This window comes from Stenotrophomonas sp. AC248, from assembly GCF_979258185.1.
In genome coordinates this window covers 473789-496539 of sequence record NZ_OZ409840.1, presented here as the reverse complement: position 1 = coordinate 496539, position 22751 = coordinate 473789, and the positions used below count along the sequence as shown (strand labels likewise).

Below are 22751 nucleotides of genomic sequence, written 5' to 3'. Positions count from 1 at the left end.
GATCAAAACACTGGCGGCAGGCGGGTACAAGCCCGCCGCCAGCGCGACCACGGCAGCCAGCGGGGCAGAGCCCCGCTCTACGGTTGGCCGTCCATGTGCGCGATCTCCCACAGGTGGCCGTCCAGGTCCTGGAAGCCGCGCTGGTACATGAAGCCGTAGTCGCGCGCGGGCATCGGCTCGCTGGCACCGGCTTTCAGGGCCGTGTCCACCAGCGCGTCGACCGCCGTGCGGCTGGTCGCCGACAGGCAGGTGATCACCTCGGTCTGCTGGCGCGCGTCGCTGATCGGCCGAGTCGTGAAGCCGGCGAAGAAAGACTCCACCAGCAGCATCACGAAGATGCTGTCGCTGATGATCATGCAGGCCGCGTTGTCGTCGGTGAAGGTCGGGTTGAAGGTGTAGCCCAGCGCGGCGAAGAACGTCTTGGACGCCTCCAGGTCACGCACGGGCAGGTTGACGAAGATCATCTGCGGGGAATCGGTCACGGTGCCATCCTTAGAAGTGTGCGAATCAGGGTTGTTTCATGCAGTTGACCATCCACGGCTTGCCGTAGCGGTCGATCAGGAAGCCCCAGCGGTGGGCCCAGAACGTTTCGCCGATCGGCATCTTGACCTCACCGCCGTCAGCCAGCGCCTTGAACACGCGCTCGGCCTCTTCCACCGTGTCCACATCGATGTTGATGGTGGTGCTGTTCTCCCCGCCACTGGACGGGCCATCGGCGGCCATCAGGATCGCGCTGCCCACCTCCAGCTGGCTGTGCGCTACGTGGTCCAGGGATTCGGGTGGCATCTCGCCGCAGCCATCGGTGTTCTCCATGGGCGGCATGTCGCGGTACCGCATTTCAGAGGTGACCTTGCCGCCGAGCACCTGCGCGTAGAAGGCCATTGCCTCGTGGGTTTTGCCGTTGAAGCCAAGGAACGGAATCAGTTTCATGGGTGTGCTCCAGGGACGTGGGGGGTTAGTCGGCGGTGCCGATCTGCTCGCGCAGACGCTGTTCCTGCGCCTGTAATTCGGGGGTGAAGGCCTCGCCGAAATCCTCGGCGCTGAGGATCGGGCGCAGCTCGACCACGCTGCCGGGGCCGAACGGGGCGCGCGTGAGCCACTCGGTGGCTTCGTCCAGCGAGCGCACCTGCCAGAGCCAGAAGCCGCAGACCAGCTCGCGGGTCTCGGCGAAGGGGCCGTCGATCACCCGCGGCGCCTGCGCCCCGAAGGCCACGCGCCGGGCGCGCGAGGTGGGGTGCAGGCCCTCGCCGGCCAGCATGATCCCGGCCTGCACCAGCTGTTCGTTGTAGGCGCCCATGGCGCGGATTTCCTGCTCGGTCGGCATCTCACCGGCCTCCGTCTCCGGGGTCGCCTTGACCAGTACCATGACTTTCATCGGTGTTTCCCTCAGGGCAGGCCCGGTTGGTGGGCCCTTCAAGGGATACAACGCAGCCGGGCACCGGAAATCGACACGCCGGCAGAAATAATTTTCTGCCGCCCCCGGTGCCGCCTGAACAGGCACCTCGTGCCGCGCTGCAACAGCACGGTAGCGCCAGCTGCGGCATCATGGCCGCCCCTGCCCCGGAGCGTGCCGGCCATGCAATTCCTGCTGCTGATCTACATCGACGACGGCCTGTTGCAGGCCCTGCCCGGCGAGGAATACGACCGCCTCATGCACGACTGCCTGCAGCATGCCGATGCACTGCAGGCCGACGGCACCCTGGTGCTGGCGCAGAAACTGGAACCGGTGCACAGCGCCCGCACCCTGCGCACCCGCCAGGGCAAGGAGCGCATCATCGACGGGCCGTTCGCCGAAACCCACGAACTGCTGGCCGGCTTCAACCTGATCAACGCACGCGACCACGACGACGCACTGCGCATCGCCCGGCAGTTTCCGTGGTCGCGCTTTGGCAGCATCGAAGTGCGGCCGCTGGCCGACATGGACGCCGAGCGCGAACGCGTCGGCGCCTGAGCCGCGCTACAGCAGCGTGATCTTCAGGTCGCGCGCGCCCACGCCCTCGTTGCCGCTGTAGTCGCGCACGCTCGCCCGGATCACGTAGTCGCCGGCGGGCAGCGCGTCGGGCCGCCAGCGCCCGGTTTCCACCAGTCCGTCGCGCACCGTGTTGGTCACCAGGTAGCGGAAGCGCGTGACCGCACTGCCATGCACGGTGATGCCGCTATCCGGTGCGTAGGCCACCACGGTGGCACTGTCCTGGGGCGGCATGCGGTTGAACACGATGTTGAAGCGCGGCTGCTCGTAACCGGCCAGCGGCTGGCCCTGCGCATCCAGGATCTGGTACCCCACCTGGTAGGCACCCAGCCGACGCCGCGGCAGGTTGCGATCCACCTGGTCCCAGGCTTCCACCACGATCTGCACGCCCGGACCCTGCCGTGGCACCACCACCGGCGCCGTGCCCACGGCCTTGATCGGCAGATCCTGGTCATCCAGTACTTCCACCGAGGTGACGCGCGGTGCGAACGCATCGGCGTAGCCGACAAAGCCCAGCGCCACCGCGTTGCGCTCGAACCCGCTGGCCCCCACGCTCAGGTGCACGTGCGCCATGCGGTTGATGCTACCCAGCGGTTCGCCCACATGGAACCGCGTGCCACGACGCACGCGCACCCGTTCCAGCTTTCCATCCGGGCCCAGCACCTGCTGCCAGCGGGGGTCGAACGCCTGGCCGCGCGGATCGCGCCCCACCTGCATGTGGATGTATTTGAGCCGACCCAGCGCCAGGCCTTCGGCCTGCCCGCCCACCGACCAGCTGGCAAACGCGCTGTCGACCTTGCCGTCGGCGATCGCCAGCACGCGCTGGCCGACATCGCCGCGGATGTCGAAGCCACCGTGCAGGTGATGGCGGCTCTCGCCGGTGAAGTTGCCGCGCACCTCACCCAGCGTGCCCACCACTTCATGCCATCCGTCCTGGGGGGCCAGCGGCCAGCGCCCGCCCGTCACCGGCAATGGCGCGTCGGCGGCCGGACCGGTCAACGCCGGTGCCGGCACCGCACCGATGTCCAGCGGACGCAGCCGGTGCACGCGGTACGCCGCCGCATCGGCCAGATAGACACCGCCCTGCGCATCCAGCGCCAACCCGCTGGGCCGCGCAAAGCGCGGCTGCGGTGAAACGCCCGCCAATGCCACCTGGTGGCCCTGGGTGGACACCTGCACCACCTTGCCGTTGATATCGCCCACGTACAGCACATCATCATGAGTGACGGCCACCGACAACGGCCCGCTCATCACGCTGCCGTTGGCCACCTGGGTGCGCAGCATGCCGTCCGGCGACAGTCGCCGGATGGCGTTGTTGTACAGGTCGGCGATCAGCAGGTTGCCGTGGCTGTCCAGCGCCAGTGCCACCGGCGTATCCAGCCGCGATTCGGCCCCGAAGCCGTCCACGTTGCCCGGGTGCTCGCCGCCTGCTGCCGTGCGCACCGTGCCGTCCGGCTCGATCACCCGGATGCGGTCGTTGTAGGTATCGGCCACGTACACGCGGCCGGTGGCATCCACGGCCACGCCCATGGGCGCATCGAACCGCGCCTGCGCGGCCGGCCCATCGGCAAAGCCCGCCACCCCGTCGCCGGCGAGCGTGCTCACCACGCCATCGGCGCCGATCCGGCGGATGCGGTGGTTGCCGGTATCGGCCACGTACACGTTGCCCGCGGCATCCAGCGCGATGCCGGACGGGGTATGGAACTGTGCCTGCACGCCGGGCCCGTCGCGCCACCCCTCACCGGTGCCGGCCAACGTATCCACGCGCCCATCGGGATACACGCGGCGGATACGATTGTTGTCGCCGGCATCGGCGATGTAGGCCACACCGTGCGCATCCACCGCCAGCGCATACGGGTCGGCGAAGCGCGCCTGTGCGCCCGCGCCATCGCGCAGGCCGCCCACTCCATCGCCGGCCAGCGTGTCGATCTGCGCCTGCCACGCCAGCGGCGTGGGTACCGGGCCCTGTTCAACCGGCGCCGATGCAGGCGTGTCGAAAAACGTCCATGCCAGTGCCGCAGCGGTGATCGCCACCACCCCGCCGATCATTACCTGCCAACGTTTCATTGCCATCCCTGCGCTTGTCCGGCGTAGACCTTAAACGTTGCCTGCGCGTCTGCACACCCCATGCGCTTGTGTGGCTGCGTGGTTCCGGGTTCAATCGGTGCAGACCCCACGCAAGGATGCGCCATGCACCGCCCGCACCATCGCCTCGCCCTGTCCCTGCTGCTGGCGATGTCCGGCATGCCAGCACTCGCCGCGACGGCGGCGGCCGCACCGTCTGAAGATGCCTTGGCGCAACGCCTCACCGACACCATCGCGCTCTCCGAGCAGGGCGACAGCGTGGGTGCGCTGATCGGTTTCGAGCGCGTATTCAACGACCCCGATCTCGCCAGCCTGGATGCAGCGCAGCGCCTGGAAGGCCTGGTCAGTGCCGGGCGCACCGCCTTCAATGCGCGCCAGCCGCAGGAAGCGCAGCGCTATCTGGATGCCGCATTGAAGCAGGCACCCGACGACGCGCGTGCGCTGTACGTGCTGGGTCGCCTGAAGCTGCTGCAGGACCAACCGGTGCAGGGCGCCGCCCTGATCACCCGCTCGCTGCGTGCATCGGACCGGTTCCTGGCCGACATCGATGCCCCGCTGGTGTACCGGCTGGGCGATGCGCTGCAGGAGCAACCCGATGACTACCGCGCGCTGCTGGAGGTGCTGTTCGACCGACAGTGGAAGGTCGATGGCCTGGAGCCGACGGCCTTGTGGCTGACGCTGGCCACGCTGCAGGCCGATGCCGGGCAGCAGCAGCGCCTGGCCGCCACCGTGATGCGTATCGATGCGCCGATCGAAGTGGTCGCGCTGCGCAGCGACAAGCGTTTCGATGCCGTGGTCGACCGCCGCGATCCCCGTTTCGACCCGCTGCAATCGGCGCGTCGCCATGCCGATGCCCTGCGCGTGTCGGCCTTGTTGCAGCCAGAGGCCAGCGACCTCGCCGCGCTCACCGATACCCTGCTGTTGCTGGGCGAGCACGCGCAGGTGCTGACCGCTACGGACCCGTTCACTGCGCGCCTGACCGAGGCCGGCGCCCCGCGCAGCTTCCCCGGTGGTGCCTATGCGGCGTGGGTGCTGCTGCACCGTGCCGTGGCCCAGCACCGGCTGGGCCAGGACGACCAGACAGAGGCAACGCTGGAGCTGGCCAGTACGCTCACCGACGAGGGCGACACGGTGAATCCGCTGCAGCGCCTTTATCTGGCCAGCTGGTATCTGTCCAGCGCCAAACCGGCGCGTGCCCTGCAGACATTGGAGGGGTTGGATGAGGAACCGATGTTCGGCGAGTACCTGCGCCAGTGGATCCGTTTCAGCGCGTACCGGACGCTGGGCGATACCGCGCGCTCGGCGCAGGCCCGCCAGTGGTTGCAGGCCAACCAGGACGAGGGCCGCAGCGTGTACGTAAACGTGCTGCTGGAAGAGCAGCGCACCGACGAGGCGGCACGCTGGGTCATCACCGAACTCCAGTCGCCCCGGCGCCGCCAGGACCTGCTGGAGGTGATGCAGGACTTCCGCGCGCTGCCCCCGATGCCCGCCGACGTGGACAACGACGCACGCTGGGAAGCGCTGCTGAAGCGACCCGATGTGCGCGCCGCGCTGGAACGGGTCGGCCGCCGCGAGACCTTGCCGATCTACGGGCGCGGTGCGTGGCGTTGAAGCCGCACGCCGCGGTCAGCGCGCCGGCGTTTCCACCTTGAAGCCCATCGCCTCGCGGTAGCGTTGGTACAACGCGCTGACTTTTTCCACGTACGCCAGGGTTTCGGCGTACGGCGGCACGCCCTTGTAGCGGGTCACCGCGCCGATGCCGGCGTTGTACGCGGCCGCCGCCAGGGTGCGGTCGCCCTTGTAGCGCTTCAGCAGCGCCTTCATGTAGCGCGCGCCCCCGTTGATGGACTGCTCGGCCGACAGCGGGTCGGCCACGCCCCATTCGGTGGCGGTATCGGGCATCAGCTGCATCACGCCCTGCGCACCCTTGGGCGATATCGCACCGGCATCGAAGCCGCTTTCAGCATGGGCGATCGCGCGCAGCCAGGCATCGTCCACCCCGGTGGCCTTGGCGGCCGCCTTGAACTGCTTGGCATGGCGGTTGAGCTGCGGCGTGCCCACCTTGCCCAGCCCCTCATGCGCCGGCTCGCCGGGCGGGGTGGCCACGGTGAACTTCAGGAACACCCGTGACCCGGGCAGGTTGCGCGTGGAATACACCAGCGCGCCGTCCTGCTCGCGTTCGTACAGGGTGCCGCTGAAGATGCCCATGTTGCCCCACAGGTTGGGGGTCTGCACGGCGCTGTCATCGATCTGCTGCGGCGTGCACTTCGACCCCGGCTCGGGGGCGGTGGCCAGGCTCACGGTGTTGTCCCGCACGCAGCGGTACACCGTGCGCGCCGACGCCGACCACGGCAGCAGCATCGACAACAGGGCCAACGCGGCAGGCAGGGTCGGATTCATGGGCTCGGATCGGGGCACGGAAGGGTGCGGCGCGATCATCCGGCCACGCCCGCGAACCGAAGGTGAATACCGGGCCCGCCGCGGCGGCGGGCCCGGCCGCGCTCAGCGTTCGATCAGCCGCTTGGCCGCATAGCCCAGGCCCAGCAACAGGAACCACAGCGGGCTGATCGCCAACGCGTACAGGGTGTCCGGTTGCAGGGTCAGCAGCACCAGCACGAACACGAAGAACGCCAGGCAGACCCCGCACATGAAGACGCCGCCGGGCATCTTGAATCTGGACGCCGCATGCAGCTGCGGGCGACGGCGGCGGTACACGATGTACGAACACAGGATCAGCGACCACACGAACATGAACAGTACGGCCGCCAGCGTGGTGACCAGGGTGAAGGCGGTGACCAGGTTGGGGATCAGGTAGATCAGCATGGTGCCCAGCAGCAGGCAGATGCACGAGAACACCAGCCCGCGCGCCGGCACCGCCGCCCGCGACAACCGCGCAAAGAAGCCCGGTGCGTGCCGCTCTTCGGCCAGCCCGTACATCATGCGGCTGGTGGAGAAGATGCCGCTGTTGGCCGACGAGGTGGCCGAGGTGAGCACCACGAAGTTGATCAGGCTGGCCGCGGCCGGAATGCCGGCCAGCACGAACAGCTCCACGAACGGGCTCTTGCCCGGCACCACCTCGCGCCACGGGGTGACGGCCATGATCGCGATCAGCGCCAGCACGTAGAACACGATGATGCGTACCGGGATGGAGTTGATCGCCTTGGGCAGGTTGCGTTCGGGATCGGCGGTTTCAGCGGCGGTGGTGCCGACCAGTTCGATGCCGACGAAGGCGAACACCGCAATCTGGAAGCCGGCGAAGAACCCGGCCATGCCCATCGGGAACAGGCCGCCATCGTTGTACAGGTTGGCGAACGAGGCCTGGTGGCCCGACGGCGAGGTGAAGCCCCACGCCACCAGCCCGAAGCCGGTGATGATCAGCGCGCAGATGGCGATGATCTTGATGAGCGCAAACCAGAACTCCATTTCACCGAACAGTTTCACCGTAACCAGGTTCAGGCTGAGCAGCAAAATCACGCACAGCAGCGCCGGTATCCAGGGCGCCAGCTCGGGAAACCAGAACTGCGCATAGGCGGCAATGGCGATGACATCGGCGATGGCGGTGATGATCCAGCAGAACCAGTAGGTCCATCCGCAGAAGAACCCGGCCCAGGGCCCGAGCAGGTCGGTGGAGAAGTCGATGAACGACTTGTACTCCAGGTTGGACAGCAGCAGCTCGCCCATGGCGCGCATCACGAAGAACAGCATCGCGCCGATGATCAGGTAGACCAGCACGATGGACGGGCCGGCCAGGCTGATGGTCTTGCCCGAGCCCATGAACAGGCCGGTGCCGATGGCGCCACCAATGGCGATCAGCTGCAGGTGGCGGTTGGAGAGGCTGCGCCGGAGGTGTTCCGGCGGCACGGCGGGATCGGTCATGGACGGGGCCAGCAGGGCGAAGGCTCTGAACATAGAAGACCGCTGGCCGCCGCGCCACTGTTGCGTGCATCGGCGGCCGGCCGATGTCGGTTTTGCCACCCCCCGGTGCCGCCTGACGGTCCGGCGGGCGGCCGCCTGACAGGCGCCTCGGAACATCCCGGTTCCAATCGCGCCCGTCAGGTGGTGAGATAGCGCGGCGGGCCACAGGGGATCGAGGTCGTGAGCGCCGCCCCCCGTCTCCCTTCCACGGCATCGAGGTCTGCTTGAACCGCGCCAGGATCATCGCCGCCACCGTGTTGTTCGCCCTGCTCGGCGCGTTCGTGCCGATCACTGCGCTGGTGTATTTCACCTGGAGCCGGGCCACCGAGGCCGAGTGCGTCCGCCTGCAGCTCACCGCCGAACGCACCCTGCTGCGCGCCAACCGGGCTTACGAAGCCGGCATGCTGGCCCTGCGCCGCCTCAACCAGAGCCCGCTGGAGCCCTGCTCGGCCGAGCACCTGCACCTGATGCGGGCGCTCACCCTGAGCACCCACTCGGCCGAACAGGTGGGCTACTTCGAGGACGGCCGCCTGCGGTGTACCTCGTGGGGCATGATGGACGGACAGGTGCCCGAGCCCCGGCCGGACCACGTCACCGCTGATGGCGCCGGTATCACCCTGGGGGTACGCCCGATTGCCGGCGATGGGTCGCCGCTGATCGCCCTGCACTTTGGCCGCTACGACATCCTGATGGACCCGGCCCGCTTCGTGGACGTCATCGCTGATCCCAATGTGCGGCTGGCCGTGGCCAGCCCCGATGGCCGCCTGATGGCCCAGCAGGACCTGCTCGACCAGCCCCTGCTGCAACGCCTGCTGCGCAACCCGCACAGCGGCAGGGACAGCCACACCCTGTATGCCACCGCGCAGGACCAGGAGTGGCTGGCCATCGCCACCGCCCCGCGTACCGACCTGCTGGCCAGCTTCCGCCAGCAGTTCTGGCAGTTCATTCCGTTGGGCGTGCTCGGCGCGCTGGCAGCGATCGCTGCGGTGGTGTGGCTGTCGCGGCGGCGGTTGTCGCTGCGTGGCGAACTGGCCACGGCCGTGCGCCGCCGCGAATTCCACATGCACTACCAGCCCATCATCGAGCTGGACACCGGCATCTGCGTGGGTGCCGAGTCGCTGGTGCGCTGGACCCGGCCCGACGGCAGCCACGTACGCCCGGACCTGTTCATTCCCCTGGCCGAGGAACATGGCCTGATCGACGCGCTGACCGACCAGGTGATCGAGCGGGTCATCGATGACATGCGCGAGCTGCTTGTCCAGGACCGCAGCGCGCATATCGCCATCAACCTGTCGGCCGGCGATGTCAGCAGCGGGCGCGCCCTCAAGGTACTGGCGGCCAAGCTGGCCGGCACCGGCATCCACCCGCAGCAGATCTGGCTGGAGGCCACCGAACGGGGCTTCATCGACATCCAGCGCGCGCGCAACACCCTGGCCATCGCGCGGCGCACCGGGCACTGCGTGGCCATCGACGATTTCGGCGTGGGCTATTCCAGCCTGCAGTACCTGCAGCAGCTGCCACTGGATGCCCTGAAGATCGACAAGTCGTTCATCGATGCCATCGGCACCGACAGCGCCACCAGCCCGGTCACCTCGCACATCATCGACATGGCCAAGACCCTGGGCCTGTTCACCGTAGCCGAAGGCATCGAAACCCCCGCCCAGCTGGCCTACCTGCAGGCCCGCCAGGTGGAGTTCGGGCAAGGCTGGCTGTTCTCGCGTGCGCTGCCCCCGGAGGAGTTCATCGCCTTCCACCACCAGCGCCTGCAGCAGTACGGCAAGGCGCGCGAGAACTTCCAGAACCCGAACAGCGCGGTGGAGTAGAGCGGGGCTTTGCCGCGCCGCGTGACCGGTGGGCGCCTTGGGGCAAAACGCGTCGCCACGCGCCCAGGACCCACCGCGCTACACGTAGCGTAGAGCCGGGCTCTGCCGCGCCCCATGACCAGTGGGGCGCCGTGGGGTAAAACGCGTCGCCACGCGCCCAGGACCCAACGCGCTACACGTAGCGTAGAGCCGGGCTCTTCCCGGCTGCTGTTATGCGGGTAATACAGAACTGCCGGGCAGAGCCCGGCACTACGTTTTCCGGGGAACGCGGATGGGTATAGGCGCGTGGCGACGCGTTGTACGCATTGGCGCCCACCGGTCGCGCGGCGCGGCAGAGCCCGGCACCACATTTTCCGGGGACCGGCCCTACTCGTCCGCAATACCCGCTAACTCCAGCACCCAGCGCGGCACCTTGGGCTCGCCCGCATAGAAGCTGCGCGGCTTGTCCTCGGCCATTGCCCAGCGGTGGATCCAGCTGATGCCGCCGGCGCCGTTGTAGCCGTCGGCATGCGCATAGGCCGGGTCCTGCAGCGCCTGCTCCAGGGTGATGAACGTGTAGCCCCGGCGACGGGTAGCGGCGATCAGTTCGTCGATGCTGGCCGCGTTGAGCGCATTGGCATGCATCAACCACACCTGCGCCGGCAACCGGCCCAGCAGTTGCCGCGACTGGTCTTCGTAGTAGTCCAGCTTGTTGAGCATGTAGGGCACATAGCCACGCCGCAATTGGCGCAGCCGCGCCTCGCGCACTACCGGGTCGGTCTCGGTGTCGCGCACATGGTCGTAGGCGAACGCCCATATCCACTCACTGTTGTCCACCGTGACCGGCGCGATGCGATACCCATGCTGGTCCAGGAAGGCCGCCAGCGCAGCGCGTTGCTGCGGCGTCTCCCCGGCACGCAGGTACGGATGGCGGAACCAGCGCGGCGTTTGCCCGCGTTCGGCCAGCAACGGGCGCAAGGTCTGTTCGCCACGCAGGATGTCCTGTTCGTAGGCGTCCAGCCCGATCGCATGCAGGTCCACGTGGCCACGGGTGTGATTGCCCAGTTCGAACCCGGCGTCCCGCCAGTCGCGCAGCATCTGCACCCGCGCCGGCTGCACCTGGCCATCGCGCTCCAACTTGATCTCGTTGACGAACCCCACTACCGGCACCTGCGCCGCCTTCAACGCGGCGAGCAGCTGCGCATGGCGTTGCGCCAGTTCCGGATCATCGCGCTCATCCAGCCGCTGCCAGGGCAGGTCATCGATGGTCAGCGCAATGCGCTGGTCCGGCGCCGCCTGCACGGCAGCGGCAAGTCCCAACAGTCCCAGTCCCATCCAACGCAATCCGATGTGGCGCACGCAACCCTCCTGATCCGTGGCACCACCTTAAACCATGGGTCATGGCGGGACTCGGGAATGTCGGGGCGAAGAACGCGTAGTGCCGGGCTCTGCCCGGCATTTCCGCATTGCCGCATAAGAGCAGCCGGGCAGAGCCCGGCTCTACGTCGCGACACGGTGGGTCCCGGGCGCGTGGCGACGCGCTATACGCAATGGCGCCCTGCGGTTCGCGTGGCGCGGCAGTACCACGCGTCGCCACGCGCTCAGTACTCACCGCGCGGGGACGTAGAGCCGGGCTCTGCCCGGCTGCTCTTCTGCGGGAATGCCGGGCAGAGCCCGGCACTACGCGTCCTCCATTACCGATCCGCGCTGGGCCCCCACGCCCCCGGCCGGCGCATCACCACCACCAGCGTGGCGGCCAACAGTGCCAGCACCACCGCCGGCAGCCACCGCTCGCCCCACGTTTCCAGCATCACCCCACCCACCACCCCGGCGATGGCGATGGCCAGGTTCCAGCCGGTGACCACGAACGACTGCGCGATGTCGCCGGCCACCCCGGCGCGGCGCGCCACGGCGGTCTGGAACAAGGTGGGTACGCCGCCGAACGCCATGCCCCACACCACCGTACCCAGCACCAGCACCCAGGCCGATGCAGGCCACAGCGCGAAGGCCAACGCGGCCAGCACGAACCCGGCCGTACTGGCCAGCACCAGCACGCGCAGCCAGCGGTCCACCCACAAGCCGGTGATCCAGATGCCCGCCAGCGCGGCTACACCGAACACCAGCAGCAGCCGGTCCAGCCAGGCCACCGCGCCCGACAAGGCCGCGAACGGTTCGATGTAGGTGTACAGCACGTTGTGCGCCAGCACGAACAGGAACATGGTCAACAGCGCCGCGCGCATGCCCGGCAGCCGCCACACCGCGCCCAGCGTCTGCCGCGCGCCCGCGCCCGGTGCCGCCAGCGCCGGCAAGGCCAGCCGTGCCCACACCAGCAGGCCCACACTGAGCAGCGACATCAGCGCGAACGCCCAGCGCCAGCCGATGGTCTGCCCGAGCAAGGTGCCGGCGGGAATGCCCAGCGACAACGCCAACGGCGTACCCACCATCGCCACCGCGATGGCGCGCCCCTGCAACCGGGGCGCCACCATACGGCTGGCATAGCCGGCCACCAACGACCACAGCAAGCCCGCGCTGATACCGGCGACGAAGCGCGCCACCAGCATCACCGCGTAGTGGTGGGTCAGGGCTGTAATCGTATTGACCACCACGAAACCGGCGATCGCGGCCAGCAGCAGCGGTCGCCGCGGCAGGCGCTGGGTAAGGGCGGTCATCGGCAACGCGGTCACCAGCGACCCGAACGCATAGATGGTTACCAGCTGGCCCACCAGCGCGCGGCTCACGCCCAGATCGGCGCTCATCGGCGACAGCAGCCCGGCCGGCAAGGCTTCGGTGAGGATGGTGATGAAGCCGGCGCAGGCCAGCGCCAGCAACCCGGATAGCGGCAGCCGCTCGGCCGCCACGGGCTCAGCCGCAAGCGCACACGCGCCGGCCTCGCCACTCATGCCAGCGCCGCTCATGCCCACGTCCTGCTGGAACAGGCACTGGCACCGGCGCGTGACAGTAAGGCATCCACCGCGGCCAGCCGCAGCGGGGCAAAGGGGGGCGCATCAAGCACGGAGGACATGGCGGCATTCCAGCAACAGGGGGAGCGCCATGCTCGGCGTTCGGCGGCGCGCCAAACACCCAGGCAGCGGTCCACACATTCCGGACACTGCATTCCGCAATCCGCGCAGACCCCGTACCAGCAAGGGATGCAGCCGATGCCACCGCGGCACGCACCACTGCATCCCACCGGCCGTGCGCCGCCGCTGCGCCGGGCCGCTAGAGTGGCGCCTTTCCCCTTGGGTTCGGCCATGTCGGCACTGGATAACATCGGCAACCTGCAGACGTTCGTGCACGTGGCCGACACCCGCAGCTTCGTCGACACCGGACGCCTGCTCGGCGTGTCGGCCTCGGCCACCGGCAAGACCATCACGCGCCTGGAGCAGGCGCTGGGCGTGCGCCTGTTCCACCGCAGCACGCGCAGCGTGACCCTCACCGCCGAGGGCGAGCGCTTCCTGCTGCGGTGCCGGCGCATCCTCGACGAGCTGGACACCGCCCGCACCGAACTGGCCCAGCAGGCCGCCGCCCCGTGTGGCGTGCTGCGGCTGAGCCTGCCGCTGGTGGGTGACCTCTCGCTGCCGATCCTGTCGGCGTTCATGGCCACCTACCCCGGCATCCGCCTGGAGCTGGATTTCGACGACCGCCTGGTGGATGTGGTCGAAGAAGGCTTCGATGCGGTGCTGCGCGTGGGCGAGCCGTCCGACTCACGGCTCAGCGCGCGCCGGCTGGGCGTGTTCCCGCGCTACCTGGTGGCCTCGCCGGACTACCTGGCACGGCGCGGCACGCCCCAGACCCCGCACGACCTGCTGCAGCACGACTGCCTGCACTACCGCTACCCCAGCAGCGGCAAGCTGGAACCGTGGCCGCTGCCACGCGCACCCGGGGAACCGGCGTTGGAGCTGCCGGTATCGATGGTGGCCAACACCATCGAGGCGCGCCTGGCCTTCGCGCTGGCCGGGCGCGGTATCGGCTACATCCCCGAGCACTCGGTGCGTGCTGCGCTGGCCGATGGCCGCCTGGTGCGCGTGCTGCCCGAGCAGATCCACGCCTGCGGCACCTTCCACCTGCTGTGGCCGTCGGGCCGCCACGTGCTGCCCAAGCTGCGGGTATTCATCGATTTCGTCAGCGCGCGGCTCACCGGGGTTAGCTGTTGAACAGCGTGCATTCACTCCCTTGGCCCGGTGCAAATCTATACTGGCCGCGCGACAGCCAGTCGCCTGTGTAATGAGGTATGCCCGCATGCGCCAGTGATGCCCCGCCGTCTGTTTGACGGCCTGTGTCCTTCCCGCCCCGTGCGTGAAGGGAACCCACGGCATCCCCGGAGGTCGCATGACCGCATTTTCTCTCACGCTCGACCGCGTGACCTGCACCCTGCCCGATGGGCGGGTCCTGTTTTCCGATATCAGCACCCACATCGACACCACCCCGACCGGTCTGGTCGGGCGCAATGGCGTGGGCAAGAGCGTGCTGGCCCGCGTGTTGGCTGGCCAGCACGCGCCCAGCGCCGGCCAGGTGCAACGCACCGGCCGCGTGCACCTGTTGGCCCAGCACAGCGGCGCCCCACCGGGCAGCATCGCCGCCCTGGCCGGCGTGGCCCCGCTGCTGGATGCGTTGGCGCGCATCGAGGCCGGCAGTGTCGACCCCGCCGATTTCACCGCGGTGGGCGAGCGCTGGAACATCCGCGAACAGCTGCAGGCGCAATGGCAGCAGTTGGGATTGCCGCCGTTGGATCCCGCGCGGCCGGCCGCGTCGCTCAGCGGTGGCCAGGCCATGCAGGTGGCCCTTGGCGGTGCGCTGCTGTCGCAGGCCGACGGCCTGATCCTCGACGAACCCAGCAACCATCTCGATGCCAGCCACCGCACGCGGCTGCTGGATGCGTTGGCGCAATGGCGCGGCGGCCTGGTGGTGATCAGCCACGACCGCCGCGTGCTGGGCGCGATGCAGCGCATCGTCGAACTGTCGCCGGGCGGGCTGCGCAGCTACGGCGGCAACTACGACCTGTACGCCGCGCAGAAGCACGACGAGCACAGCGCCGCCACCGAACTGCTCGCCCTGCGCAAGCGCGAACGGCGCCACCAACAGGATGCCGCGCGCGAACAACGCGAACGGCTTGAGCACCGCCAGTCGCGCGCGCAGCGCACCGCGCGCACGGCCAACCAGGCGCCGATCCTGCTGGGCGGCATGAAGAACCGCAGCGAGCACAGTGCCGGGCGCTGGCAGGCCCAGCAGCTGGAGCGCAGCGCGGAGGTGGACGCCCGCGTGCGCGACGCCGCTGCACAGCTGGACGATGCCACCGGAATTGCCCTGCTGCCCCCCCACCACGCAGAGCCCGGGCCGCAGCGCGTGGCCGAGCTCACCGACCTCCAGCTGCCGTGGGTGTCGCCACCGTGGCAGCACCTTACCCTGCAGGTGCAGCGCGGCCAACGCATCGGCGTGCGCGGCCCGAACGGCAGTGGCAAATCCACGTTGCTGCGGCTGCTGGCCGGCCAGTGTGAGGCCGTCGCCGGTACCTGCACGGTGGCCGCGCGCACCGCGCTGCTCGACCAATCCCTGTCGTCGCTGCCCGCGCAGGCAACGGCGCTGGAGCTGCTGCGCGATGCCCAACCCGACGGCGGCGACGCCGATGCGCGCACCCGGCTTGCGCTGCTCGGGCTGGACGCCGAACGCAGCCTGCGCCCGCTGTCCACGCTGAGCGGCGGCGAGCGCCTGAAAGCCGCGCTGGCCGCCGTGCTGTACGCGCACGCGCCGCCGCAGTTGCTGCTGCTCGACGAACCCGGCAACCACCTCGACCTGCCCTCGCTGGCCGCGCTGGAGCAGATGCTCAGCCAGTTCCCGGGCACGCTGATGCTCGTCTCGCACGACCCGGCGCTGCTCGACGCCGTGGGGCTGACCCACTACCTGGACGCAGCCGCCGAAGGCTGGTCGTTGACGGCGGTGTAAACGGACGCGTCAGTGCCGCGACCACGCCGGGAACGCGTCGGGCAGCAGCTGCCACAGCATCGGTCCGGCGCGCATTTCGGTATCGGTGAGCAGGCAAGCGTCGAACTCGGCACGCACCGCGCGTTCGTCCATCTCCACCCCGATCACCGCCAGCTCCTGGCGGCGATCGCCCCACCACGGATGCCACATCCGGCGCATGGCCTGGTATTCGCCGGCATCGCCCACCTCGTCCATGCCCGGCATGGGCGCGGTCCAGCAGGCGGCCTGTTGGCGCACCCACCCCACGTCGGTGTACGGCACCTGCGGCGGTGGCAGCAGCGGCGGAGTGTCTTCCAACCCGGCCTCCACACGCTGGCGCGCCGCGTACCAGAAACCGGCAGCCTCGGTGCGGGTAGCCGCGCCCACGCTGGACAGCTCGCCCACCCAGTCCATGCGGTTGGCCAGCCAGAAGAAGCCCTTGCTGCGGATCACCGGCCCCAGCCCCTGCTGCAGCAGCTGTGCGAAGCGCTGCGGGTGGAACGGGCGGCGCGCCCGGTACACGAAGCTGCTGATGCCGTACTCCTCGGTCTCCGGCGTATGCACGCCACGCAGCGCCTGCATCCAGCCCGGTGCCAACTGCGCCTTGGTGTGGTCGAAGCGATGCGTGTCCAGCACCTCGTGCAGCGGTACGTTGCCGTGCTCGGACAACACCAGCCGCGCCTCGCGGTTCATCGCGCGCAGCACGGCCAGGGTCGACTGCAGCGTGTCGTCGGTGATCAGGTCGCACTTGCTCACCACGATCACATCGGCAAACTCGATCTGCTCGGCCAGCAGGTTCACCACCCCACGCGCGTCATCGGCGCCGGCCTGCTGGCCGCGGTCGGCAAGCCGGTCGGTCGAGCCGAAGTCGTGCAGGAACTGCTGCCCGTCCACCACCGTCACCATCGTGTCCAACCGTGCGATGTCGTTGAGGCAGAAGCCGTCCTCATCGCGTACCGAGAACGTGGCCGCCACCGGCATCGGTTCGGCGATACCGGTCGATTCGATCAGCAGGTAGTCATAGCGGCCCTCGGCGGCCAGCCGCTTGACCTCCTGCAGCAGGTCGTCGCGCAGGGTGCAGCAGATGCAGCCGTTGCTGAATTCCACCAGGGTCTCTTCAGTACGGCGCAGCGCCGCGCCGCCATCGCGCACCAGCTGCGCGTCGATGTTGATCTCGCTCATGTCGTTGACAATCACCGCCACCCGCCGTCCCTCGCGGTTGCGCAGCAGCTGGTTGAGCAGCGTGGTCTTGCCGGCGCCAAGGAAACCGGACAACACGGTTACCGGCAGGCGGGCATCGGTGGGGGCAGCAGTGGCGTTCATGGAAGGACAGGGTCCGCAGCGGAATGAAATGTTACTATATAACATTCACCGATCCGGGCCCCACCCCCATGAAGCGTTCCTCAACCCTGCTCGATGCCGGCGCCATCGCCCTGTCCAGCCTGTGCCTGCTGCACTGCCTGGCCCTGCCGATCCTGGCCGCCACCCTGCCGTTGTTCGGGGTGTGGGCGCAGGCCGAATGGGTGCACGTGCTGTTCGTGGCCATCGCCGCCCCACTGACCGGCTTCGCCCTGTGGCGCGCGCACCGCCAGCAACGCCTGCCTGCAGCGGCCGTCACCAGCGCTGCGCTGGGCCTGCTGCTGTTGCTGGCCGGGGCCGCCGAGTGGCCCAGCCACGAGAGCGAAACCCCGATGACCGTCGCCGGCAGCCTGCTGCTGGCGGCCACGCATGTGTGGAACGCATGGCGGCGGCATCGGCATTGAGCGGGTGTCAGCCGTAGCGGCGGGCGTGATACGGCCCCGCGTCAGCGCGCGGCCGCCCGCCGTCACCGCACTCAGCGGTGCAGCAGCATCGACACGAGGAACAGCGCCAACGGTGCCGTGCTGACCACCGCACCGACGATCCCCAGCCACGGCCAACGTTCCTGGCGCACCCGCGAAGCCATGCTGGCCACCAGCCCCACGGCCGCCGCCGCGAGCACGCCGATGGCGACGCCGGTGGTCCCGGCCCCGGCAATGACGCCGTGATTGGCCACGCCGGCCAGCCAGCCGGCCGCACCGCCCACGGGCAGGCCAAGGAAGCTGCACAGTCCCAACAGCGGGGCGCGCGTGGCACGCGGTGATGCGGGAACGGATGCTGGTGCGGGCGAAAGGGTGTCCTGGGGCACAGGCGCTACTCGTCTGGAATGCCTCCACCGTACACCCGGGCGCATGGCAGCGGCGTACACGCTGGCCGCTCTACACGGCGTCGTTGGACGAGGTTGCCTAGACTGCGCCTACCGCCGTAGGAGGTCACCGCCATGCGCCTTGCCGCTTCACTGCTTCTGCTTGCCCCGGTACTGCTGCTTGGCGCCTGCGGCAACCACGACAACGGCGCGGGCGTGTTCTCCGCCGATCCCCTGCTGGGCTGCTACGCCACCCACGCACGCAAACCCGCCGAGTTCCGCATCGAGCAGCAGCAGGGCCAGTACTTCGTCAGCTTCAACCGCGACGAGCAATGGCAGCGCGATCCCACGGCGTTGCAGGTTTCCTCGCGCGCGGACATCACCCGCTACTTCAAGGACGATGCCGACCAGATCGACAAGGCGCTGGTCCGGCCCACTGGCGGGTTCGGTATCTTCCACTTCAACCCGGGCGCCACGCTCAAGGGCAAGGACAAGAACAGCGACTACATGGCCCTGGTACTGATCGGGGCCGGGCCGGTGTTCAAGGTGCGCTGCGGCTGATCCTGGCGACAACGGGCATTACCTCAGCATGGCACCTCCTCCTGCCGCCCCGTGCGATGGATGGAGCTGTACGGCCACTCCATCGCATCGCGCACGTGGCCGTGCTTCACCGGGTTCTGGTGCACATAGGCCACGTGCCGATGGAAATCGTCCTCGTCCAGGATGCGGTGTTCGCGGAAACTGCTGTGCCACAGCGGCCGCGCGGAACGATCGCGACGCAGCACCGCGCGCGGCGGCTTGCCCGGTAGATGGCGGTCGAAGATGGCCTGGATCTGTGTCCAGCGCCGGTGCCCGTCATCGTCCCCTGCCGGCAGCGTCCACACGCCATGCAGATGGTCGGGCAGCACCACGATGGCGTCGATGCGGAATGGCCGTGCCTGCTGCGCTACCCGGAACGCCAACCGCAATGCCTGCGCGTGCTCCACCAGCAACCCGGTGTGGGCACGGTGCAGGTGCGCGCTGAAGAAGTACGCGTTGCCGGGCTGCCAGGGGCGGTAATCGGAGGACATGCACGCAGTGTCCGTGTCCGCCTGCGAAGCAACGATCAGGACACGCAGTGCCGCTGGCTGGGAAAGCCACGCACGGTGCTGTCATCGCATGAGCCGCAGCGGGTCAGGCATCTCCTCATCGGGGTGGCGACGCTACACTGCGCGGTCACCCGCACCCGTGGCTGCCCGATGCGATTGTTCGCCCTGTTGTTGCCTGCGCTTGTGCTGCTTGCCGGCTGCGGCAACGGTGATTCGATCGGCCAGGGGCGGTTGATCGGCTGCTATGCCGCACCGGGGGCCTACAGCCGGGAAGGCGTCAAACTGACGCGCGTGGACGGCCGTTACTTCATCGCCTACCGGCTCGCCTCGCCCTGGCGCCAGGTGGACACACCGCTGATCACTCCCGACGACGAACAGCGCGCGGCCCTGTTCAGTGCGGCCGAGCTTGCCCAGATCGAAGAGGCCCTGCTGACCCCGGACGGCCAGAGTGGCGTGTTCCGTTTCAAGCCCGGTGCACGCGTCCACGGCGAAGCGCTGGACGATGCGCATGTGGTGGTCGAAGGCGGCCAGGTGCGTGCCATGCGCAAGCAACGCTGCCAGTGGTTGTTCAGCCGTGGAACGCTGTTGCGCTACGGAACCTGATGCGCGCGACCGTCAGCGTTGCTGGGCCTCGCAGGCGACCCGCGCGGTGGCGGCGATCCGCTCCACCAGGATCGCGTCCTCGCGACGGCCCAGCCGTTCAAACGCCTTGGAGGAGTCGGGCAGCAGCCGACGCAGCGCTTGACTGACAGGCACCGACCAGGTGGTCACGGCGGCATCGCCTGCGCCGGGGTCACCCAGTACCCACGGCAGCATCAGCAACGTGCGCTCGTTGGAGGCCAGCACCTGCGGTGGTCGGTGCTCGTAGCGGATCACCACCCGCATGGCGGGGTCATCATCGGTCCAGATGCCGCTGGCGTAGTAACGACCCAGCTGTGCCTTCAGGGAGGCGCCCTGCAGCAGCGCATGCACCTTGGCCTCGAACGCGCGCGGGGTGCAACCAGGTGCCGGCGTCGAATAGTCCGGCAGCGCCTGCTCCAGTATCCGCGCTGGCCGCACCCGTCGCGCCACCGCGTCCACGCCGCGCTCGCGCGACCACGGTGGACCGGAAACCGCCCACAGCAGCTCGGCAACGCGTTGCGCCGGGATCGCATCGGTCACCACCGCATCCGGGTCGTCCTGGCTGTCCAGCTGCGAGCTGCGCTGGAACGTGCGTCGGCCCGCGCCCGGTTCCAATCGGTGCACTTCGTCCACCCGGCCCCAGCCGCTGTACTGGTACCGGATCTCGATGGACTGCACGTCCTGCAAGGCGCCTGCCGGCGGGCCATGCGGCGCGCTGCAGCCGGTAACCAGCACCACGCCCAGCATCATCAGTGCGCGCGGCCAGCGCGGGAAATGGCGGATGTACTCCAACGGTGTGACCACGTCGATTCCCTGTAAGGCCCTGCAGCACGGTATGCCGCCGGTACTATAGAGCCTCCCGCGCGGCCGCAGCCTGCCCCCGGGCGCGGTCTCAGGTACGATGCCCTCCCCTGGCTGACCTGACGCCACGCTGCCCCGCAGCCCCGGCGCCCCCACTCCCGTGCCCCATTACACCGGCCCCCTGCTGACCCGCCCGCTTGCCGAAGCCCTCACCCGCACCCGCGACAGCGGCGCAAGCGAATGGACCGGCTCGCTCGACCTCGGCCTGTCCACCGGCACCGCCACGCTGGCTGTCGACCACTGGCTGTGGAAGGGCGAGCGCTACGACTACCCGGGCAAGACGAAGGACCGCACCCTGTATTACTGGGACGGCGAAGAGTTCTTGGCGGTCTCGCGCTTCGGCTCGGCGCTGATCAAGCTGGTGCCCACCGAGTGGGATGCCCCCACCTTCGAAATCGACGGCATCAAGATGCTGCCCAGCGCGCAGGTGTCGCCGTTTGAAGACGCGCGGCGCAAGGTGGCGCTGATCGCCCCGGCCGGCAAGACCGTGCTGGATACGTGCGGCGGGCTCGGGTACTTCGCGGCGTGCTGCCTGGAGGGTGGCGTCACCCGTATCCAGTCGTTCGAGAAGAACCCGGACGTGCTGTGGCTGCGCACGCTCAACCCGTGGTCGCCCGACCCGGAGGCGGCCAGCAGCGGAGGACGCCTGTCGCTGACCCATGCCGATGTGTCACAGGCCATTGAAGGGATCGAATCCAGCTCGGTAGACGCCATCCTGCACGACCCGCCGCGCTTCGGCATTGCCGGCGAGTTGTATTCGCAGGTGTTCTACGACCAGTTGGCGCGGGTGATCCGCAAGGGCGGGCGCATGTTCCACTACACCGGCGCGCCGAACAAACTCACCAGCGGCCGCGATGTGCCGCGCGAAGTGGCCAAGCGTCTGGAAAAGGCCGGCTTCAAGGCCGACCTGGCCATGGACGGCGTACTCGCGGTTCGTCGCTGACGTCGCCGCTCGTTTCCGGGCGACGATGCGTGAGCGGGGTGCGCTACTCCCCGCGCGGCAGCTTTGCCGCCCACATGTTGTCCACCAGGTTTGGATACGCCCGGCCGTTTTCTTCGGCCCGTTGCCGTGCGGCTTCTTTCTGCGCCGGCGACAACGGGCGCGAGGCCCCGCCCTTGGGATTGGGTTTCTTCCACGGCGGGGTGCGGGTCTGGCGCATGGGCAGATGCTACCGCACCGTCACTTGGCCAGGAACGCAACCAACGCCGCGTTGAACTGCTCGGCGTGGCTGGCATTGCAGCCGTGCGGCGCGTCCTTCAGCACCACCGCCTCACTTCCAGCAATGGCCGCGTGGGTGCGCTTGCCCGAGCCCTCGTACGGCACCGTGCCATCGCTGTCGCCGTGCAGCACCAGGGTGGGCACGGTGACCTTCTTCAGGTCCTCGCGGAAGTCGGTGGTGCCGAAGGCCTTCATGCAGCCCAGCGCGGCAGTCTGGTCGGATTGCTTGCACAATGCGATGGCCTCCTGGCGCTGTTTTTCGCTGACCTTGAGCTCACCGTTGGCGCTGAAGAAGTCCTTGGTGAAGCCATCGAAGAAGGTATCGCGATCGCGCTCCAGGCCCTGCTTCATCTCATCGGCCTTGGCCGGGGTCAACGGGCCTTCGGGATTGTTATCGGTCTTGAGCATGTACGGCGGCACGGCCGAGGCGAACACCACGCTGTGCAGGCGCTGCTCGCCGTGGCGGGCGATGTAGCGGGCCACTTCGCCGCCGCCCATCGAGAAGCCCACCAGCGTGACATCCCGCAGGTCGAGGTCGTTGATCACCCCGGCCAGATCGTCGGCCAGCGTGTCGTACTCGTAGCCGGCGGCCGGTTTGTCCGAACGCCCGAAGCCACGGCGGTCGTAGGCCACCACGCGATAGCCGGCGTCCTTCAGCACCGGCACCTGTGCCTTCCAGGATTCGGCTGACAGCGGCCAACCGTGGATCAACACCACCGGGCGGCCGGTACCGCCGGTGTCTTCAACGTGCAGACGAACGCGGGAAGCAGTCATGGAAACTCCGTGTGTGGGCGGGAAGAGAGTGGCCGATGCTAGGCAGACGGCACCGCGCGGCCTGTGAAAAAATCCACCGCAACGTCTACGCCGCCTGCACAGCGGTGCGCGCCTGCACGCGCCATCGCCAGCGCACGGCGTACGGGAATGAATCGCACATCAACCGTACGGCGCGTCATCCACTCCGGGTCAACCACGCCGCACACATGCGTGTCTCCTCCATCGTAGCGGCGCGGTCCATCGGCGCAGCTGTCTCAACCTGTGAGACAGCTGCGCCGCATGCTGCATCACGTGC

23 protein-coding genes are annotated in these 22751 nt (G+C 68.7%); 9 read left to right on the top strand and 14 right to left on the bottom strand.

Annotated features, from left to right (window positions below):
* Positions 1 to 77: 77 nt before the first annotated feature.
* Genes ACZ0AE_RS02210 through ACZ0AE_RS02200 form a run of 3 tightly spaced genes read right to left on the bottom strand, consistent with a single transcriptional unit; the run spans position 78 to position 1375 of the window.
* Positions 78 to 464 (bottom strand): VOC family protein, encoded by a 387-nt coding sequence (locus ACZ0AE_RS02210; RefSeq protein ID WP_313425773.1) that lies wholly within the window; start codon positions 462 to 464, stop codon positions 78 to 80.
* A gap of 43 nt (positions 465 to 507) precedes the next feature.
* Positions 508 to 930, bottom strand: coding sequence for a VOC family protein (locus ACZ0AE_RS02205; protein ID WP_448132934.1), 423 nt, complete (start codon positions 928 to 930; stop codon positions 508 to 510).
* Between the two features lie 25 nt (positions 931 to 955).
* On the bottom strand, positions 956 to 1375 hold the full coding sequence (locus tag ACZ0AE_RS02200; protein WP_447591668.1) for a YciI family protein: 420 nt from the start codon (positions 1373 to 1375) through the stop codon (positions 956 to 958).
* A 201-nt stretch (positions 1376 to 1576) separates the two neighbouring features.
* Between ACZ0AE_RS02200 and ACZ0AE_RS02195 the strand changes: the two genes are divergently transcribed.
* Positions 1577 to 1951 (top strand): YciI family protein, encoded by a 375-nt coding sequence (locus tag ACZ0AE_RS02195; protein ID WP_038690756.1) that lies wholly within the window; start codon positions 1577 to 1579, stop codon positions 1949 to 1951.
* A gap of 6 nt (positions 1952 to 1957) precedes the next feature.
* On the opposite strand, the gene ACZ0AE_RS02190 is transcribed toward ACZ0AE_RS02195, so the two are convergent.
* Positions 1958 to 4036, bottom strand: coding sequence for a gluconolaconase (locus ACZ0AE_RS02190; RefSeq protein WP_463600290.1), 2079 nt, complete (start codon positions 4034 to 4036; stop codon positions 1958 to 1960).
* A gap of 123 nt (positions 4037 to 4159) precedes the next feature.
* Here ACZ0AE_RS02190 and ACZ0AE_RS02185 point away from each other — a divergent pair, with 123 nt between their 5' ends.
* Positions 4160 to 5665, top strand: coding sequence for a tetratricopeptide repeat protein (locus tag ACZ0AE_RS02185; protein WP_038690760.1), 1506 nt, complete (start codon positions 4160 to 4162; stop codon positions 5663 to 5665).
* Between the two features lie 15 nt (positions 5666 to 5680).
* Here ACZ0AE_RS02185 and ACZ0AE_RS02180 read toward each other — a convergent pair whose 3' ends face one another.
* Positions 5681 to 6454 carry a lytic transglycosylase domain-containing protein gene (locus ACZ0AE_RS02180; RefSeq protein WP_038690762.1) on the bottom strand — a complete coding sequence of 258 codons (774 nt, stop codon included), beginning with the start codon at positions 6452 to 6454 and terminating at the stop codon, positions 5681 to 5683.
* Positions 6455 to 6556: 102 nt separating this feature from the next.
* Positions 6557 to 7930: a D-serine/D-alanine/glycine transporter gene (gene cycA / locus ACZ0AE_RS02175; protein ID WP_463600289.1), complete on the bottom strand. Its 1374-nt coding sequence runs from the start codon at positions 7928 to 7930 to the stop codon at positions 6557 to 6559.
* 263 nt (positions 7931 to 8193) lie between these two features.
* Here cycA and ACZ0AE_RS02170 point away from each other — a divergent pair, with 263 nt between their 5' ends.
* Positions 8194 to 9792 (top strand): EAL domain-containing protein, encoded by a 1599-nt coding sequence (locus tag ACZ0AE_RS02170; protein WP_463600288.1) that lies wholly within the window; start codon positions 8194 to 8196, stop codon positions 9790 to 9792.
* A gap of 366 nt (positions 9793 to 10158) precedes the next feature.
* Here ACZ0AE_RS02170 and ACZ0AE_RS02165 read toward each other — a convergent pair whose 3' ends face one another.
* Positions 10159 to 11115 carry a polysaccharide deacetylase family protein gene (locus tag ACZ0AE_RS02165; RefSeq protein WP_463602049.1) on the bottom strand — a complete coding sequence of 319 codons (957 nt, stop codon included), beginning with the start codon at positions 11113 to 11115 and terminating at the stop codon, positions 10159 to 10161.
* A 350-nt stretch (positions 11116 to 11465) separates the two neighbouring features.
* A complete protein-coding gene (locus tag ACZ0AE_RS02160; RefSeq protein ID WP_463600287.1) occupies positions 11466 to 12686 on the bottom strand; it encodes an MFS transporter in 1221 nt (406 codons plus the stop codon).
* A gap of 336 nt (positions 12687 to 13022) precedes the next feature.
* On the opposite strand from ACZ0AE_RS02160, the gene ACZ0AE_RS02155 reads away from it, so the two are divergent.
* On the top strand, positions 13023 to 13925 hold the full coding sequence (locus tag ACZ0AE_RS02155) for a LysR family transcriptional regulator (RefSeq protein ID WP_463600286.1): 903 nt from the start codon (positions 13023 to 13025) through the stop codon (positions 13923 to 13925).
* A gap of 175 nt (positions 13926 to 14100) precedes the next feature.
* Positions 14101 to 15711, top strand: a complete 1611-nt coding sequence (locus ACZ0AE_RS02150) for an ABC-F family ATP-binding cassette domain-containing protein (protein WP_463600285.1) — start codon at positions 14101 to 14103, stop codon at positions 15709 to 15711.
* Positions 15712 to 15720: 9 nt separating this feature from the next.
* On the opposite strand, the gene ACZ0AE_RS02145 is transcribed toward ACZ0AE_RS02150, so the two are convergent.
* Positions 15721 to 17052, bottom strand: coding sequence for a GTP-binding protein (locus ACZ0AE_RS02145; RefSeq protein ID WP_463600284.1), 1332 nt, complete (start codon positions 17050 to 17052; stop codon positions 15721 to 15723).
* 68 nt (positions 17053 to 17120) lie between these two features.
* Between ACZ0AE_RS02145 and ACZ0AE_RS02140 the strand changes: the two genes are divergently transcribed.
* A complete protein-coding gene (locus tag ACZ0AE_RS02140) occupies positions 17121 to 17492 on the top strand; it encodes a MerC domain-containing protein (RefSeq protein WP_038690775.1) in 372 nt (123 codons plus the stop codon).
* Between the two features lie 71 nt (positions 17493 to 17563).
* Here the strand turns inward: ACZ0AE_RS02140 and ACZ0AE_RS02135 are convergent, their stop codons facing one another.
* A complete protein-coding gene (locus ACZ0AE_RS02135; RefSeq protein ID WP_244880141.1) occupies positions 17564 to 17824 on the bottom strand; it encodes a hypothetical protein in 261 nt (86 codons plus the stop codon).
* A gap of 204 nt (positions 17825 to 18028) precedes the next feature.
* On the opposite strand from ACZ0AE_RS02135, the gene ACZ0AE_RS02130 reads away from it, so the two are divergent.
* Positions 18029 to 18454, top strand: coding sequence for a hypothetical protein (locus ACZ0AE_RS02130; RefSeq protein WP_463600283.1), 426 nt, complete (start codon positions 18029 to 18031; stop codon positions 18452 to 18454).
* 23 nt (positions 18455 to 18477) lie between these two features.
* Here ACZ0AE_RS02130 and ACZ0AE_RS02125 read toward each other — a convergent pair whose 3' ends face one another.
* On the bottom strand, positions 18478 to 18963 hold the full coding sequence (locus ACZ0AE_RS02125) for an REP-associated tyrosine transposase (RefSeq protein WP_463600282.1): 486 nt from the start codon (positions 18961 to 18963) through the stop codon (positions 18478 to 18480).
* Between the two features lie 168 nt (positions 18964 to 19131).
* On the opposite strand from ACZ0AE_RS02125, the gene ACZ0AE_RS02120 reads away from it, so the two are divergent.
* The gene (locus tag ACZ0AE_RS02120; RefSeq protein WP_463600281.1) at positions 19132 to 19584 is read left to right on the top strand and encodes a hypothetical protein; all 453 of its coding nucleotides are present in this window, start codon (positions 19132 to 19134) and stop codon (positions 19582 to 19584) included.
* Positions 19585 to 19596: 12 nt separating this feature from the next.
* Here ACZ0AE_RS02120 and ACZ0AE_RS02115 read toward each other — a convergent pair whose 3' ends face one another.
* Positions 19597 to 20406: a hypothetical protein gene (locus ACZ0AE_RS02115; protein ID WP_463600280.1), complete on the bottom strand. Its 810-nt coding sequence runs from the start codon at positions 20404 to 20406 to the stop codon at positions 19597 to 19599.
* A gap of 157 nt (positions 20407 to 20563) precedes the next feature.
* Here ACZ0AE_RS02115 and ACZ0AE_RS02110 point away from each other — a divergent pair, with 157 nt between their 5' ends.
* On the top strand, positions 20564 to 21406 hold the full coding sequence (locus ACZ0AE_RS02110; protein WP_463600279.1) for a class I SAM-dependent methyltransferase: 843 nt from the start codon (positions 20564 to 20566) through the stop codon (positions 21404 to 21406).
* Positions 21407 to 21449: 43 nt separating this feature from the next.
* On the opposite strand, the gene ACZ0AE_RS02105 is transcribed toward ACZ0AE_RS02110, so the two are convergent.
* Positions 21450 to 21623, bottom strand: coding sequence for a hypothetical protein (locus ACZ0AE_RS02105; protein WP_313425618.1), 174 nt, complete (start codon positions 21621 to 21623; stop codon positions 21450 to 21452).
* Between the two features lie 20 nt (positions 21624 to 21643).
* Positions 21644 to 22456 (bottom strand): alpha/beta fold hydrolase, encoded by an 813-nt coding sequence (locus tag ACZ0AE_RS02100; protein WP_463600278.1) that lies wholly within the window; start codon positions 22454 to 22456, stop codon positions 21644 to 21646.
* Positions 22457 to 22751 lie beyond the last annotated feature (295 nt).